This is a genomic window from Sedimentibacter sp. LTW-03 (assembly GCF_052059825.1).
Taxonomy (GTDB): domain Bacteria; phylum Bacillota; class Clostridia; order Tissierellales; family Sedimentibacteraceae; genus Sedimentibacter.
The window spans coordinates 1,254,109-1,266,127 of the sequence record NZ_CP197180.1 but is presented as its reverse complement, the minus strand read 5'-3'; the positions used below and the strand labels follow the sequence as shown (position 1 = coordinate 1,266,127).

Sequence of the window (12,019 nt, the reverse complement as noted above, 5' to 3'; positions counted from 1 at the left end):
TTACATTAACCTCCTATACTCAATTTATTATTTGATCTTGTAATTGTAGCCGGCGGTGCCGGATCAAGTTTTTCATTTGAAATGTTAAGTACTTCCTCCGGAGATATCCACGGTCTGTTTTGCAGAGCGCTGGTTTCCTCATGAGTAAGGTATCCTTTATAAGTAGTCATGCTTCTTCTAAGAAATCCATCCTTGATACAGGCCTTTTCTATTCCATTATTCAGTATGCTTCTGATATGGGGAAGCACTGAAGCAGCATAAGCAACTGAGGTAGAGTTTGCAATGGCTCCCGGAATATTACTTACACAATAATGTACTACTCCCTCTTCGATATATCTTGGATTTTCGTGAGTCGTTTCTCTAAAGGTTTCTATCACTCCATAGTCATTACTTATATCTACAATAACCGAACCTTTCTGCATAGATTTTACCATTTCTCTGTCAATTAAAAATTCCTTGCTGCCTTTTGGCCATTTAACGCAGTTAATAACAAGGTCCATATCAGGCAGGAGCTTTTTAATATTGTACTTTGTTGATATCTGAGTATTTACCTTTTCGCTGTACATTTTACCTATTTCACGAAGGGTTGCAATATTTACATCCATAACTGTTACCCATGCTCCCAGAGATTGAAGAACCTGAAGCGAATTTTTTCCTACTATACCGCCTCCAAGTATCAGTACCTTTATACCAGGAGCTCCGGCAAGTCCGCTTACAAATTTACCTTTACCTCCGTTAATAGATAAAAGCGATTCGAGTCCCATAAGCGCTCCTTGTTTTCCGGCGGCTTCGCAATTAGGAGAGCCATATCTGTGAGAATCCTCTGCCGTAAACGAGATAACTTTTTTATCAAGCAATGCCTGAACCTCTTCTTTGTGGGCTGCAGGATGTATGCAAGTAAATATTACTTGATTTTCTTTCAAAAGTCCATATTCCATCGGTTCTATTTCTTTAACCTTTGCAACCAAATCGGATTTTTGGTATATTTCCTCCATGGTATCAACCATTTCAGCTCCTACATCTTCATATTCCTCATCACAAAAACCTGCTCCTGTACCTGCGTTTCTCTGCACAAGCACTTTATGTCCGTCTTCAACTATAGTCGCAACCTCTGATGGCGTGGCTATTACTCTGCATTCTCCCTGTTTTATGTCTTTCAATACGCCAAAAATCAAAATTTTTGCCTCCTTAAAAAGTATTTTAATTATTAGTTCAGCAATAAGCATGCCAACAATATAATTATTTAATTTTTTTATAAACTGTTAAATTTCAACGTAAGAAGCTTTTGGGGATTTTAGATAAAAATAATCGCAATAAAAAACGCCCATAAATGAGCGTTGTGCACATCATTTTTGGGCGCTATATAATGCCGTATTTTTTTATTTTTCTTTGCAATGTCTGCCTCGGGACATTTAAAATGCCTGCAGCTTTTGTAATATTAAAGCTTGTGCTTTCCAAAACATTTTCAATTATTGACTTTTCATATTGATTAACCATATCTGTTAGTGGTTCTATTTTTGTATGTTCATTTATATGCAAATTCATAAGCTGATTATATTTAGGTTCTATATCGGCAAATCTCAATGTTTCTTCCGAAGAGTCTACCATGCTGAGGCCATATATAACGATATTCTCCAGTTCTCTAACATTTCCCGGCCACTCATATTCTTCAAGTTTCTTGTACAAATTGTTTGTTACATACTTAATCTTTTTTTTGAAGACACTGTTATATTTTGAAATAATATAATTTGTCAGCAGAGGTATATCATCTTTTCTGTCTTTTAGAGGCGGAATATTGAAGCTTATGGCACTTAGTCTGTAATAAATATCCTTTCTGAGGGAGCCATCCTCAATAGCCTTTGCGGGGTCCTTGTTAATAGCTGCTATAATTTTTATATTCACAGTTTTTTCTTCTTTAGAGCCTATTCTGCGGAATGTTTTGTCCTGCAGTACTCGCAGCAGTTTGGACTGAAGGTGCTGAGGCATAGAGTTTATTTCGTCCAAAAAAATAGTACCTCCATCGGCAAGTTCCAAAAGTCCGGTATTATCAACTGCTCCCGTAAACGCCCCTTTTGCGGTTCCGAACAATATGCTTTCCAAAAGATTATCAGGTATGGCCGCGCAATTCTGAACAATAAAAGGATTATTTTTACGGTCACTTTCATTGTGAATAGCATGGGCAAAAAGTTCTTTTCCAGTTCCAGTTTCACCATATATTAAAGTAGGCAAATTGCATCCGGCAGCTACTTTAATATATCTTTTTAACTCTTTCATTTTTTGATTGTTAGATATTATATCTTCTGTGAAGTGGTATGCTCTGTTGACATGGACTTCCAGCTTGTCAACAGTGTTATTTCCAAATGTAGCGGCATCCATCATTGATTTTTGATGCTTCTCATACATATTCGAATCGATTTCAATATTGTCCCCGTGTTTATCTTCAAATTCGCTTACAGACAGGTCTATCGCACCTACAATCTTGTTACTTGACTTTATTGGAATAGATAGTGAAGTAATCTGTATTGAAGGCATTCCCTTAGCTTTAAGCTGTTGGTTTTCTACATAAAAAGGAACGCCATGAATCATTGACTGATATGTAGAACTGTTGCTTTCATCAAGGCCTTCATAAATATCAAGAAATTTCTTCCCTACAACTTCATAATTTTCATCTGCATCAGAGTTGAGCTTATTATTAAATTTTGCAGTAAAAAGAATCTCCCCATTTAGGTCAATTATTGTTATTCCGTCAATATATCTCCTATTATTAAATATATTTTTCATAAGTTCCATAGTACTACCTCTATACACATTTATATTTATATGAATACAAAAAAATGCTCTATCGGGCTTTTTATTTTCAACAGTTTCATTTTACCTTATTTTTACCTTTTTGTCTGTCTAATTTTTAAATTAACATTATATGGAATAATTTTTTTGATATAAATAAATATTCCATATTGTGCCAGCTTAACATTAGTGTTATAATTAAACAATTTATAATTGAATATTCATAGTAATTATTACTTATGAGGGGGTAAAATTGTGGATTTATTATACACGCGTCCTGGTATGGATGAGGTAAAGACAAGGAAGGATATTGTTTATAAGGGCAGTGACGGAGCAGTTTTAAAATTTGATATCTATTATTCAAATAATTCTAAGATTTCTGATATTCCAACTGTTGCTTTAATTCATGGGAGCTCTTCAATTAAAAGCATTAAGGATGTTCAACTTTTTCAATCATGGGGTAAGGTGTTAGCGGCATCAGGATTTAATGCTGTTGTTTTTAATTGGAGACCAGAAGATAACCCGCAGGATATAAAAGATTTTGTAAATTTTATCAGTAATAATTACAATGATTTGATGCTTAATATCAACAATATAAATTTTCTTGCGTTTTCTTCAGGAGTAGAAATCGGTGTTAAAAACGTTATTGAAATAAATACAGGATTTATAAATAAAATAGTAGTTTATTATGGCAAAATAGATGAGAGCATTATTAAAATTATGGATCCTGAAAGATTACCTAAATTTTTAATTGTAATGGGTTATTTGGATGATATATATAGTCCTAACTGTAATGATTATTTCATTAAAGAAGCGAAAAATTTAGGTTGTGAAGTAGAATTCAACATGCACCCGGAAGGGGAGCACGGGTTTGATGCATTTAACGAAGGAGAAAAAACCAGTAAAATTATTGAAGATACTATTAGATTTATAAGCAAGTAAATATATAAATAATTAAGTAGGTGTTCTTATGGTAGAAATTAAATTTTACGAAGATATTGATGATGAATTATTAAAGTTTGCTGTGATTGTTGCAAGGTACAAAGGTAAATGGATTTTTTGTAAGCACAAGGGCAAGGACACATATGAAGTTGCTGGCGGATACAGAGAAGAAAATGAGGGAATTATGGATACCGCTAAAAGAGAGCTGCTTGAAGAAACAGGAGCAAGTGAATTTGATTTAATACCAGTGTGCGTATATTCTATGACAGGTAAAAATATGTTGAATGACAGCGGTGAAGAAGCCTTCGGGATGCTGTGCTATGCAGATGTAAAATCATTAGAAAGTATTCCAGAATCAGAAATGGAAAAGGTGTGTATGTTTGATAAACTTCCATCAAAATTAACATATCCGAACATTCAGACTCTATTAATTAAAAAAGTAGAGGAAGAGCTGCTAAGCAAAGTTGATAATAATATAATATCTGTTAGTGAAAATCCGTTATAGTGATAAAGCAAAAAACATTAAAACTGTGACAGCAGAGTAGATAGGAGTGAAGAGCATGGTAATATTTATTTGTAATTATGCGGAGGTAGAGAATGAAGTATTTTAAAAAGTTGGAAGGAAGTAAAGTTTATTTATCACCTATAAACATCGATGATGCGGAAATTTATGTTAAGTGGCTTAATGATTTCAATGTAACGGACGGAATAGGAACATCAAGTGCCACTGTTTCCCTTGAAAGTGAGAAGGAATGGTTATCAAAAAACACAAGCGGATATCAGTTTGCAATAATAAGGCTTGAAGATGATAAGCTAATAGGAAACTGTGGGTTTCATGGAATCATGCAGCTTAGGCAATGTGCAGAAGTAGGACTGTTCATAGGAGATGAAGAAAATCGCAGCAAAGGATACGGACAGGATGCGCTTGATTTATTGGTAAGTTACGGATTTGACTACTTAAATTTAAACAATATAATGCTGAAGGTGTTTTCATTTAACGAAAGAGCAATAAGTTGCTATAAGAAAGTAGGGTTTAAAGAAATTGGGCGAAGAAGAGAGTCATATTATTTGAAAGGCAAATTTTATGATGATGTTTATATGGATATATTGAAGAAAGAGTATTGCAAATAAAAATTCTGATTATAACACTATATATTAATATTGTTTGATTGTTCAGCACTGGATATATATAATTAATATGTAAAAATAATACAACTTTTAGAATGAAATGGTTTTGATAATAGTTGTGGGCAGCGGGGTATTATACAGAAGTAGTACATGAAACAGGTAAAATAGCTGATTTCGGAGCTATTATTATAGATTAGGATATGAAATATTTGAATAAAAATATAGGGCAGTTCAGTTGTGCAGGTGTTATTGACACCTTGCCTCTGTCTGCCCTTAGACCGTACCATGCACTGGTAAAGGACGATAAGCTTCAGATAGATGAGCTCAATAACCATCTGAATGATTCCAAGAAGGCAAGAGATCTTTTCTATGATGAGGTTGAAGAATTCAGATCGCTTCCAGATGAAATAAAGCATATATACTTCATATTGCTGGGAGATAAGCAGGAGTTCCGAGATTTCTTCTCATATGTTGAATATAAGTGCGATAAATCATTGGGAGAGATTCGTGGAAAGCAAGTGCTTAATTTTACTAAGGGGATTTAAGCTTTTATTTTCAGAAAGTAACTTGACACTATCAAAACTCAATGATGTTTGGAATGGGTAAATCAGAATAGTTTATAAGATTGAGTGTATCGTCCGGGGAAATAAAAGTGACTTGAATAATTAATTTACCTTTTTATTATACTAAGCTATATAAATTAATTGGAGGTAATTTAATGGGAATTAAAACACTAAAAACTGAAATAAGATCTGCCGGCGGAACATACAAGGTTGAATGTACGGCAAGAAACAAATCATTTATCTTGGATGAACCTGAAGAAATGGGGGGATCAAACGGAGGGATGAATCCAGGAGAAGCGTTGCTGAATGCTTTGGCCGGCTGTAAATATATGGTTGCCAAAATGACCTATGAAAGATGCAATATTCATCTGGGTGACATACAAATAGAAATGGAAGGTGAAATTGACACTGATGCGCTGCAGAACATGATTCAAGGCAATAATGCAAATGTGGATTTAAGAGTCGGATTCAGGAAAATAACTACAAAGTGGTTTATTGATGCAAATAATACAAAAGAAGAGATTGAAAAATTTGTTGATTTTGTAGAAAGCCGCTGTCCGATGAAAGATACAATTGAAAGAACGCCTGAATTAAATGTTGTAATTAACGGAGCTAAAAATCTTACCAGAGTTTAAGAAAAGAAAGCCGGGGGGACGTTTTGCTGAAATGTGATGGAATAAAGAATTGTAATAACAATAAAATTATATAGAAAATGCAGGCGAATGAGTATATACTGTAAATATTACTTGTAAATATTACACGTGGCTCTATGTCAGAACGGGCAAAGCCTTAGTGATAGGATTTCTGTCCGGTATGATCTGATAGAGATATAATTACACAATATATGAAGCGGATATATTGTTTTTGATTTATCTGATTTGCAATTAATTTATAGGGAGAGTATTAGTATATGATTAATGAAAACTTGAAAAAACAATCACCGTCTGTTGACGAATGGCTCAAAGAAGCAAAAAATGATTTGGCGGCTTTACAGGAAGGGATGTTTCTGGTCCATAACGGCGTTGTGCGTCAAACGCCCAAACTCAAGGTGCGACAGGGTGTTGACGACGGGTCATTAGTAAAAGGAATGGAATTTGCATACGATGCGGCAAAGGTTGATGCAGCAATTGCCGAAACCTATAAGATGGAAGGTATCTTTCATATCAGGGTCTGGCTTAATGAAGGACATCTTGAGCTGGGTGATGATATAATGTATGTGCTGATAGGCGGCGACATCAGGACGCATGTTATTGATGCCCTGCAATTTTTGGTAGGAAAAATTAAAAGCGAATGTGTTACTGAAATCGAACAAAAATATTAGGGCATTTAACTCTGAAGATGTTGATTATATTATAAGATATTTGATGAGAAATAATTAAGTTGGGATTAACTAAGGTATTTAAGCAAAAAAGACTATATTATGATTCATATATACAACTATGGTATGCGGTAATGCATTTCTTGCTGAAATATTTGATATATAGTATAAGGAAGATGCGTATAAATACTCTTTACCTATTGAAAATACGCACTTCATGGTATATAATGGATTAAAATGTCAGATAATATGTTTGAAGCGGGTCATAATTATGAGAGCGATTACATTTATAGATGCGGAAGTTGTGCCGGAAACAGGGAAAATAGCTGATTTCGGAGCTATAAGGTCAAGTGGTGAGAGCATGCATGATGCTTCTTTGGATGCTGTCAGAAGATTTCTCAGGGAATCTGATTTTTTGTGCGGACATAATATTATATATCATGATATGAAATATTTAAATAAATATATCGGGCAGTTCAGCTGCATGGGTGTTATTGATACCCTGCATCTCTCTGCCCTTTTATTTCCTCAAAAACCATATCATGCGCTCGTAAAGGATGACAAGCTTCAGACAGATGAGCTTAATAATCCTCTGAACGATTCAAAAAAGGCAAGAGACTTGTTTTATGATGAGGTTGAGGAATTCAGGTCGCTTCCGGATGAAATTAAGCGTATATACTTCATATTGCTGGATGATAAGCAGGAGTTCCGGGATTTCTTCTCATATATCGGATATAAGTGCGATAAATCATTGGGAGAGGTTGAAATAAGAGAGTGTTTTCACGGGAAGATATGCGAGCATGCCGATATTGAGCAGCTTATGCGAGCACATGGTACTGAGCTTGCCTACTGCTTATCTCTCATATATGCAGATGACGAATATTCCATAACCCCTCCGTGGATACTCATGAGGTATCCTTTTGTTGATTCTGTAATGAACAAATTGAGAGGTACAATATGTGCGGAAGGCTGTGTGTTCTGCGATGAAATGATGGATGCTGTCAGAGGGCTCAAGAGATTCTTCGGCTATGATGCTTACAGAAAATTTGACGGTGTTCCTTTGCAGGAGCAGGCTGTGAAAACTGCTGTGGGTGGAGATTCATTGCTTGCGGTTTTTCCTACCGGCGGAGGGAAATCAATTACATTTCAGGTCCCGGCCCTCATGGCAGGAAAGAATACCAAGTCTCTTACAGTGGTAATATCTCCTCTGCAGTCTCTTATGAAGGATCAGGTTGATAACCTGGAAAAGAACAATATCACCGATGCTGTGACAATCAACGGGCTTCTTGACCCTATAGAAAGAATGGAGGCGATCAGGAGGGTTGAAATCGGAGAAGCCCACATACTGTATATTTCGCCGGAATCACTGAGATCAAAATCCATAGAAAAGCTCTTGCAGGACCGTAAAATTGCACGCTTCGTAATAGATGAGGCACATTGTTTTTCGGCATGGGGACAGGATTTCAGGGTAGATTACCTTTATATAGCGGAGTTTATAAAGAAAATCTGCGAAAAGAAAAACCTGGGATATATGATACCGGTTTCCTGTTTTACCGCGACAGCAAAGCAGAATGTAATAGACGACATACGAGAGTATTTCAAGAAAAATCTCAATTTGGAGCTTAAGCTTTTTACCGCGAGCTCCGAAAGGAAAAACCTCACATACAAGGTAATAAAAAAGGAAGAGTCGGAAAAATATGAGGCTGTGAGAAGCCTGCTTGAATATAATAACTGCCCTACGATAATATATGTTTCCAGAACAAAGAAATCCCTGGACCTTGCCCAGAGACTGACTCAGGACGGGTATTCGGCAAGAGCATACAACGGACGTATGGATAAAACAGAAAAAAGCAAAAACCAGGATGACTTTACAAGAGGCGAGGTGGATATAATGGTTGCTACCTCGGCTTTTGGAATGGGTGTGGATAAAAAGGATGTGGGAATGGTAATCCACTACGACATCTCAGATTCACTTGAAAACTATGTCCAGGAAGCAGGCAGGGCAGGCAGAGATCAGAATATAAATGCCCAGTGCTTTGTGTTGTTCAATGACGAGGATTTAAACAAGCATTTTCTGCTTTTAAACCAGACAAAAATAAGTATACAGGAAATTCAGCAGGTGTGGAAGGCCATAAAGGGTGCCACAAGAACAAGGGCGCGCATGTCAAATTCGGCGCTTGAAATAGCTAGGGACGCAGGCTGGGACGACGGTGTAAATGATATTGAAACAAGAGTGAAAACAGCAATTGCTGCGCTGGAAAATGCAGGATATATTAAGCGCGGACAGAATATGCCAAGGGTGTATGCGGACAGCATAATGGCGAGAAATTCTGCAGAGGCTGCGGTAAAAATAAGAAACTCGGGACTTTTTAATGAGAAAGAGGAAGAGCAGGCCATAAGGATAATAAATAAGCTTATTTCTGCAAGAAGCCGCAGCAGGGGTAACGAGCAGGAGGCTGAGGCTCGGGTTGATTATATTTCCGACCGTCTTGGAATAGAAAAGGCCCAGGTGCTTCACATAATACAGCTTATGCGTCAAGCCGGAATTTTATCCGATGCAAAGGACCTTACGGCATATGCGGAGGAAAGCGGCTTCGGAAACAAGCCTGCGGGTATTCTTTTAGGATATATGGAGCTGGAGCGATTCATCCTTTCTCAGATTTCCCAGACACAATCTGTTAAAAACATAAAGGAGTTGAATGAACTTGCAGTAGAAAAAGGTGTGAAGAAGCCTAATACTGATAAAATTAAGACGATATTGAATTTCTGGAATGTGAAAGGGCTCATAAAAAGGAATACATCACCTCGTAACAAAAACTTTATTAAAATTATGCTTACTAAAGAAAATTCAAAGGCTTTAGAGGAATTAGAAGATAGATGGCGTATTGCTGAATTCATATTGAAGTACCTTGACGAAATTAATGCGAAAAAAGAATCAACAGTGGAATTTTCGGTACTTGAGCTTATGGAGGAATACAACTTTCACATGCAGCTTATGAATAAAAGTGCAACTCCGCATCAAATCGAGGATTCTATATACTATCTTTCCAAAATAGGCGCATTAAAGCTGGATGGAGGATTCCTTGTAACATACAACGCCTTCAGCATCGAAAGGCTTGTGAAAGATAACAAAATAAGGTACAAAACAGAGGATTATAAAAATCTCAAGAATTACTACAAGCAAAAAACGGAAATGATACACATAGTCGGTGAGTATGCAAGAAAGATGCTGGAAGACTACAAGGCTGCCTTGCGTTTTGTGGATGACTATTTCCGTCTAGAATACAGTTCATTTCTGAAAAAATATTTCAAAGGGCCCAAGGGCGATGAAATACAGCAAAACATATCACCCGAAAAATTCAGGCAGCTGTTCGGACAGCTTTCACCTGCACAGCTGAGTATCATAAACGACAAGGAGTCAAAATACATAGTGGTAGCTGCAGGACCGGGAAGTGGAAAAACAAGAATACTTGTTCACAAGCTTGCTTCACTTTTGCTCATGGAGGATGTGAAGCATGAGCAGCTTCTGATGATTACATTCTCAAGAGCCGCAGCTACGGAATTCAAAAAAAGATTGACGGAGCTTATAGGAAGCGCAGCAAATTACGTTGAAATAAAAACATTTCATTCCTATTGCTTCGACCTGCTTGGGCAGGTAGGAAATGTGGAAAAGTCCGCTGACATAATAAGTCGGGCAGCCACAGCCATAGAGAGCGGAGAGGTTGAACCTTCAAAAATAACCAAGCTTGTGTTTGTAATAGACGAGGCTCAGGACATGGACAAGAATGAGTACAGGCTTGTAAATGCACTTATAGCAAAAAATGATGACATGAGATTAATAGCAGTCGGAGATGATGATCAGAATATATATTCCTTCAGGGGTTCCGATTCAAAATATATGAGCAATATTTTAAATATGGAAAATTCAAGGCTGTATGAGCTTGTGGAAAATTACAGGAGCAGCAGAAGCATTGTTGATTTCAGTAATGATTTTGTAAGGACTATGGATAACCGTCTCAAAAAAACACCTATTTCAGCCGCTTCAAAGGAAAAGGGAAGTGTTGGGATAGTGCAATATAAGGATGGCAATTTAATTGTGCCCTTGGTAAGCAGGCTTGTGAGTAAAGGAATATACGGATCAACCTGCATTCTTGCAAAAACGAATGAAGAAGCACTTCAGATATTTTCTTTGCTTGATAGAAACGGTATAAAAGCGGGGATGATTCAGCGCGGAGAAAAATATGAGCTAAGAAATCTCATTGAAGTACGAAGTTTTATGGATGAATTAAAATTAACAGGTGAAACACACGTAATAAGGGATGAGGTATGGGAGTATGCCAAAAGAAAGACGTTTGAAAGGTTTAAAATAAGTGAAAATCTTGAGCTCTTAAAGCAAATAATTGAGGATTTTGAATACACCGCTGGCAAAATCAAATACAAGACAGATTTTCTGCTTTTCATTAAGGAGTCTTCTGAAGAAGATTTTTACAGAAATGAGGAAAGAATAACCGTTTCAACAATCCATAAATCCAAGGGCAGGGAATTCGACCATGTAATCATGATGCTGAAGGATATGATTCCTGATTCCGAGGAGGTAAAGAGACAACTTTACGTAGGTATGACAAGAGCAAGAAAGACTCTATCCATTCATTATAACGGAAGCTACCTTGAAAGGAAAACAGGATTTTTAGACATGATTAGGAGAGGATTTACATATGAGCACGATAACAATGAGTATCCGCCCTCTGAGCTTATAGTGCTTCAGCTTAAATACAAGGATGTGTTCCTATCTCATTTTTATAAAACAAGAAGATATGTTGAAGCATTAAACAGCGGAGATGTTATGAAGTTTGATGAAAATGGGTGCATGGATGAAAGAGGAAACAGGGTTATCATTTTCTCCGGAAAATTCAGAGAGGAAATGAGAAAATTCACAGACAGGGGATATAAACCCTTGTCCGCAAAAGTAAACCACATATTATACTGGAAGCAGGAAGACCGCGAGGACGAAACACTGATAGTACTTCCTCAACTTGAGTTTGTTAAGGATAATTTGAATGGAGGGCAAGGTTCTTATTAGAAACATAGATAGGCGATATAGATGTAAGGGCATATTTATATAGGTAGAAAATGATTGTTTTTGCTTATACGATTATATCAAAGATTATTAGAACCGAGTTTGCATTCAGTTGTGCGCAAACCCGGTTTTAATTTAAAATTGGCAGAATAAATTAAATTTAATTGAGACTGTTTTTGATTTTATTTCGTCTTATGTATAGAA

At 36.5% G+C, this 12,019-nt stretch carries 9 protein-coding genes; 7 read left to right on the top strand and 2 right to left on the bottom strand.

What is annotated here, in order from left to right; translation table 11 throughout:
- Positions 1 to 5: 5 nt before the first annotated feature.
- Together ACS3UD_RS06370 and ACS3UD_RS06365 are read right to left on the bottom strand one after the other, a co-directional pair.
- The gene (locus ACS3UD_RS06370; RefSeq protein ID WP_308137276.1) at positions 6 to 1,175 is read right to left on the bottom strand and encodes an alanine dehydrogenase; all 1,170 of its coding nucleotides are present in this window, start codon (positions 1,173 to 1,175) and stop codon (positions 6 to 8) included.
- Positions 1,176 to 1,359: 184 nt separating this feature from the next.
- Entirely contained in the window at positions 1,360 to 2,790 is a 1,431-nt protein-coding gene (locus ACS3UD_RS06365) for a sigma-54 interaction domain-containing protein (RefSeq protein ID WP_308137277.1), read from the bottom strand.
- Positions 2,791 to 3,042: 252 nt separating this feature from the next.
- Here ACS3UD_RS06365 and ACS3UD_RS06360 point away from each other — a divergent pair, with 252 nt between their 5' ends.
- The 7 genes from ACS3UD_RS06360 to ACS3UD_RS06330 all read left to right on the top strand — a co-directional run bounded on the left by ACS3UD_RS06360 (position 3,043) and on the right by ACS3UD_RS06330 (position 11,818).
- Positions 3,043 to 3,729, top strand: a complete 687-nt coding sequence (locus tag ACS3UD_RS06360; RefSeq protein WP_308137278.1) for a hypothetical protein — start codon at positions 3,043 to 3,045, stop codon at positions 3,727 to 3,729.
- Between the two features lie 28 nt (positions 3,730 to 3,757).
- Entirely contained in the window at positions 3,758 to 4,234 is a 477-nt protein-coding gene (locus ACS3UD_RS06355) for an NUDIX hydrolase (RefSeq protein WP_308137279.1), read from the top strand.
- A 92-nt stretch (positions 4,235 to 4,326) separates the two neighbouring features.
- Positions 4,327 to 4,860, top strand: coding sequence for a GNAT family N-acetyltransferase (locus ACS3UD_RS06350; protein ID WP_308137280.1), 534 nt, complete (start codon positions 4,327 to 4,329; stop codon positions 4,858 to 4,860).
- Positions 4,861 to 5,066: 206 nt separating this feature from the next.
- Positions 5,067 to 5,402 (top strand): hypothetical protein, encoded by a 336-nt coding sequence (locus ACS3UD_RS06345; protein ID WP_440977743.1) that lies wholly within the window; start codon positions 5,067 to 5,069, stop codon positions 5,400 to 5,402.
- A 173-nt stretch (positions 5,403 to 5,575) separates the two neighbouring features.
- The gene (locus tag ACS3UD_RS06340; protein ID WP_308137282.1) at positions 5,576 to 6,055 is read left to right on the top strand and encodes an OsmC family protein; all 480 of its coding nucleotides are present in this window, start codon (positions 5,576 to 5,578) and stop codon (positions 6,053 to 6,055) included.
- Between the two features lie 275 nt (positions 6,056 to 6,330).
- Complete coding sequence (locus ACS3UD_RS06335) at positions 6,331 to 6,741, top strand: molybdenum cofactor biosynthesis protein MoaE (RefSeq protein ID WP_308137283.1); 411 nt, start codon at positions 6,331 to 6,333, stop codon at positions 6,739 to 6,741.
- 268 nt (positions 6,742 to 7,009) lie between these two features.
- Positions 7,010 to 11,818 (top strand): RecQ family ATP-dependent DNA helicase, encoded by a 4,809-nt coding sequence (locus ACS3UD_RS06330; RefSeq protein ID WP_308137284.1) that lies wholly within the window; start codon positions 7,010 to 7,012, stop codon positions 11,816 to 11,818.
- The last annotated feature ends 201 nt before the right edge of the window (positions 11,819 to 12,019 follow it).